The sequence below is a fragment of the Nocardia sp. NPDC003482 genome (genome assembly GCF_053588115.1).
In genome coordinates, this window is sequence record NZ_JBSFPI010000003.1 from 88,103 (window position 1) to 92,675 (window position 4,573).

3 protein-coding genes are annotated in these 4,573 nt (G+C 68.3%); 2 read left to right on the forward strand and 1 reads right to left on the reverse strand.

What is annotated here, in order from left to right; genetic code table 11:
* Window positions 1-85 precede the first annotated feature (85 nt).
* Both ACWDSJ_RS05985 and ACWDSJ_RS05990 read left to right on the forward strand, forming a co-directional pair.
* Complete coding sequence (locus ACWDSJ_RS05985; protein WP_450029576.1) at window positions 86-2,104, forward strand: hypothetical protein; 2,019 nt, start codon at window positions 86-88, stop codon at window positions 2,102-2,104.
* The gene (locus tag ACWDSJ_RS05990) at window positions 2,101-2,886 is read left to right on the forward strand and encodes an ESX secretion-associated protein EspG (RefSeq protein ID WP_450029578.1); all 786 of its coding nucleotides are present in this window, start codon (window positions 2,101-2,103) and stop codon (window positions 2,884-2,886) included. The genes ACWDSJ_RS05985 and ACWDSJ_RS05990 overlap by 4 nt, the downstream gene beginning before the upstream one ends.
* 6 nt (window positions 2,887-2,892) lie before the next feature.
* Here ACWDSJ_RS05990 and ACWDSJ_RS05995 read toward each other — a convergent pair whose 3' ends face one another.
* Window positions 2,893-4,464, reverse strand: a complete 1,572-nt coding sequence (locus tag ACWDSJ_RS05995) for a hypothetical protein (RefSeq protein ID WP_450029580.1) — start codon at window positions 4,462-4,464, stop codon at window positions 2,893-2,895.
* Window positions 4,465-4,573 lie beyond the last annotated feature (109 nt).

Genomic DNA, 4,573 nt, shown 5'->3' on the forward strand with positions numbered 1-4,573 from the left:
GCCGGCTCGCGCCGGTCGCGCGTGGGGCGACAGCCGACTACGGCGGGGGCCTTCGCGGGCGTCGAATCGATGAGGAGACTTCGCGGTGGGTGACGAGAATCCGGACCTGGGCCAGGTGTTGAGCGGGTACGGCTCGATGGAGAACGGCGGCAAGCGGCTGGTCCTGCCCGACGGCCAGGGAAACATGCTGGCGGGCATGGTCGCCGACATCCTCGCCCTGATCAAGGACATCCGCACCGACGCCAACAACAACCACCTCAGCTCGCCCTACGACCTCAGCAGCCTGCCCCAGAGCAAGCTGCTGACCCAGAAATTCGCCCGGCGCGGTAAGGAATTGGACGACATCCTGAGCAATCAGGAGAAGGCACTCACCGATCTGGGCAAGGCCTTCGTCCTCGTGGACAAAACATACAAGGGCACCGACGGCGATTCCGCCGACAGATTCAAGGGTTTCGTCGACAAGGGCAGCGCGAGCAAGTACCACATCGATCCGAAGAAGTTCAAATACGGCCCGCTCGATATCGATAAGGGCCGCAACTGGCAGGATCCGTACCTCGGCGACAACCCGCACAACAAGGATCTCAAGGTCGAAGACAAATATCTCGACAAGCCGCCGAACTCGGATCAGATCTCGCAATATCGACAGCAGGGATTTCAGCCCGACGCCGTGGCGATCTCGCCCGAACCCGGAATGTCCATCGGGTGGAAGGACGAGATGCGCGGATTCGCCACCAGCGCTTACGATGCCGCACCCAAGAACATGTTCATCGCGTGGACCTGGTGTCGGCTGTCCACGGAACTGACCCGCGCGTTCGGCGATCTGTCCAGTCAGATGTCGGCGCTGAGCAAGAGCTGGGAAGGCACGGGTAAAGAGGCGGCCGAGGCGGCGACCACCAATTACGCGGCGAGCACACAGCCGCTCACGCAGTACATGGACGCCGTCGGCAAGACCCTGAGCTGGGCATGCGGCCAACTCGGCACGGCAGCGCAGAAGGTCCAGTCCGCCGTCAACAACGTCGACCCGGCACACCCGTCGAGCAACGGGGACACCCTCGACAAGGTCAACGACGACACCGCCCGGGCCGTGGCGGCGTCGATCATGGACTCGCTCTACAGCCCCACGCTGACCACCGCCGCCTCCTCGATGTTCTCGCTACCCGACCCGACGAAGCCGCTGAAGGCGTTGCCGCCGGGCGGAGATCCCCGCAAGACCGGCGATCCCACCGGCAATCCGACCGGCAGCAACCCGCCCGGCGGACATCCCACGGGCAGCAGCCCGACCGGCTCGAGCCCGACGGGCAGTTCGCCGACCGGAAGCCATCCGACCGGATCCCCCACCGCCCAGAACACCGCGGCCGCGCAACAGCAGCAGCGCAAACTCGAAGAGCAGCAACAAAAGGCGCAGGAGAAGTACCAGAAGGAGCTGGAACAGCAGCAGAAGGCCGCGCTCGAACAGCAGCGGAAGGAACAGGCCCAGCAGGTCGCGGCGAACAAGGCGCAGCAGGAGGCCCAGGCGAAAGCCCAGCAGCAGGCGGAGCGGGCGGCGCAGCAACAGCAGGCCCAGCAGACGATGTCGCAGGTGCAGCAGGCGCTTTCGCAGGGGATGTCCGCCGCCCAGCAGGCACTGCAACAGGGCATGCAGGCCGCGCAGCAGGCGTTCTCGCAGGCGCAACAGGAGGAGGCCAAACGCGCTGCGACGGCCGGGCTTTCGTCGCTGGCCGGGTTGCCCGAGGACGCTCTCGAGGCGGCCAAGAACGCCGCCGGGGGCGGCGGGGGCGGTCTCGGCAAGGGCGGTGGCGGCGCCGGTGGTGGTGTCGGCGGCCTCGGGACACCCAAACCCCAGGAGGTGTTGCAGGCGTCGAGGTTGTTCCCCCGTGCCGCGGTGGCGGCCGACGCGCAGGGCCTCACCGCCGCTCGATCCGGAATCGCCGCGGGCACAGGCGGAATGGGCGCGCCGGGCGGCATGGGCCCCATGGGCCACGGCGCCGCCGGGCAGCAGGGCGCCAAGGACCGCAAGCGCGCCGATTACCTGGATTCGGTCGAGCACCTCGACGAAGCCCTCGGCGATGCGCCGGTCGTCGCGAAACCCGTTGTGGAGCGATGACACGTACCTGGCAGTTCACCGACATGGAGTTCCTCGTGCTGTGGGAATCCGTGCAGAACGATTTCCTCCCGATTCCGCTGTCCTACGTGGCTCCCCGGACCGAGGACCAACTCGATCACGCGAAACACCGTGCCGGGGAACGATTGTTCGCCGATCCGGACCACGAATTCCAGGAGGTGCTGGAGACGCTCGCGGATCCGGACCTCAAGGTGACCGTGCGCGCGCTCGACGAGCGGGAACCGGATAATCCGGAGCACAGCGTGCGACTGTACGGGGCCCGCAAGGGCGACCGGGGTTTCGTGGTCCGGCAGCTGCCGGGTGAGACGATCTGGCACAGCGCCGGTTTCGTCATCACCGAATGCGAGGCGATCGCCTTGGCCAACGCGGTGGTCCGCGAATTGCCCGAGGCCCCCGCCGCGGGGTTCGCGGATCTGGTGCTCACCGCGACCAACGGCGCCCGGAACGGCGACGACTACGAATATGTCCAATCGGCAGTATTCGACACCTTCGACGACACGGTGGACCGCAAATCCGCCCGTTTTCTCGCGCTGCCGTTCAGCACCATCGGCCTGATCCAAATCGTGCAGGGGCATTCGAGATTCGGCCCGCGCGGTGTGCTGCGACGGCAACTGGAGTTGCGGGACCTGATCGACGACGGCCGCTGCGTGATCAACTTCGACCATCCGCGCATCGCCCGGGGCGTCGACTCCGACAGACTGGTCGATCTCATCAACGCCGAGATCGCCGAGGTGGTCCGGGCGATCAAGGATGAGCGGGTCTGACGACGCTCACCGCACCGGGGAATCCGCGGCGGCACTCGTCTGCCGCTGGTGGAACCGCTGTTCGAACCCCTCGGCGTAGATCGACGGCGCGACCGACGAGGACGACTGCTCGATCACGCCGTCGTCGGCGATGTAGAAGATCGCGCGGCCGATGGCGATCTCGCCCGGCGCGGTCGGCACGAACACCATCCAGCCGACGCTGAGGCGTTCGGCGACCAGTTCGTCCACCGGGTAACGGGAGGTGTCGATGTCGAGGCCGCGGATGTGCTCGCGGACCCGGCTGATCGCGCGCTCCTCGGAGATCGGTTCGGGCACCGAGGTGACCAGACCGGCCAGCGACAGCTGGTAGAGCGCGCCGTCGATATCGTCGGAGGGATCGGTGAACAGTGCGGTCAGGGTGTCGCGGGTGACCACGCCCGCCTCGGCGGCGGCCACGAGATTGCTTGCCGCGCTCCGCAATTCGTCGCTCGGATCGTTGCTGAGCAGTCCGCACACCACATCGGCGACGGTGTCGGCGGTCCACACGCCGGGCACGGCGGCGCTGATGTGTTCCGAGCTCGGGGAGTCGCCGCGATACCAGGCGCCGCGCTCCCACCAGTAGCAGAACGACAGCACGCCGCGCGCCGCGCGCGGATTGAGCACCTGGTTGGCGACCCAGTCCGGCGCGCCCGCGTACAGGTCGGGCAGCGCGGCGCCCTGGTTGTAGGCGGCGTCGAGTTCGGGGGCGTTCCAAACGCCGCCCGAGAGCACCGCGCGGCCGCCGGGCAGCACGTACAGGGTCGAGCCGCTGCGCGAGGAACCCTCGAAGACGCCCAGCGCCGGAAGGATTCGCGGACCCCATTCCGAGCCGACGGCGACGAAGGCCGCCGCGATCGTCGCCCACCGCGCCCACAGCACCGGCAGCACCGGGAAGTCGTTCTCGGAGCGCACCGGCGCGCGGTTCGAATCCCGGTCCGCGCGAGCCTGTTTCGCGGCGTCCTGCGGGGAGCGCCACTGCCGGTTCCCGTGCCCGATGTAGGCGGCCAGCCAGACCGGCAGGTGGCGGCGCGGGTACGCCTCGAGATCGGCGCGATACGCCTCGGGGATGAGCATCTGCTCGTCCGGGAAGGGGTCGTCGCCGTAGTCGTAGTCGGCCTCGAGTTGCCCGGTGACGGTGAGCCGCAACACGAGTCGCCACCACGGCCCGTCACCGAGCCCGGCGGAGACGTCGCGCAGCTGCCGCACGTGCTCGATCACCTCGTCGGACGGATCGGCCCGCACCACCCGGTCGTCGTCGTCGAAATACAGCACGTAGGTGACGCCGCCCGCGACCGTCATCGAGAACACCGCCTCGAGCCGCGCCCAGCCCTCGGGTCCGGCGACCGCGAGTTCCCGCGCGACCTGGTGGGTGAGTTCGGTGGCCCGCTCCTCGACCGACTGCTCCGGAGCCGCTTCGGTCTCGGCGGACGCCCCGTCCGGTGCGGGAGTGTCCGGCGACGCCGCATCCGAGGGACCGTCCGAGCCGCCCGGCTGCATCCGGAAGGTCACATCCGGCGCCTCGTCGGTTCCCTCGGGCTTGTCCTGCTGCGGATCGTTCATACGGTTCGGCCCTTCCTCATCGCTACGGCGCGCGACACACGGATATCCGCAATAGTGCCGTGGCCGCCCATCCGACGCCAGACGACTGTATCCGGGTCCCCACCACCCG